Origin of the sequence: Planktothrix paucivesiculata PCC 9631 (assembly GCF_900009265.2) — a bacterium.
In the GTDB taxonomy this organism is placed as follows: domain Bacteria; phylum Cyanobacteriota; class Cyanobacteriia; order Cyanobacteriales; family Microcoleaceae; genus Planktothrix; species Planktothrix paucivesiculata.
Window position 1 is genome coordinate 1 of the sequence record NZ_LR735126.1, and the last position, 226, is coordinate 226.

The following is a 226-nucleotide window of genomic DNA, read 5'->3' on the forward strand; positions in this document are numbered from 1 at the left end:
CTTGACTATCAAGACTGGAAACCTTGACTCCTTTATCATCACTATAGGTGACGGTGAAGGTGTAACTATTATTAGTTCCTAATGTTCGGGTACTATCGTTGGCCGTGGCGGTGGCGGTGGGGGCGGTGGTATCGACGGGGGGAGATTCAACGGTAATACCGAATGTATCTAATTCACTACTAACAACGGTGTTATCACTGGTATCCCTAACTTGGCTGGCTTCAAC

General features: G+C 47.3%; 1 protein-coding gene. It reads right to left on the minus strand.

The genetic code is table 11. The features are described 5' to 3' along the window. On the minus strand, positions 1-226 hold a 226-nt coding region (locus PL9631_RS26525; RefSeq protein WP_197046538.1), incomplete at both ends, for a hypothetical protein.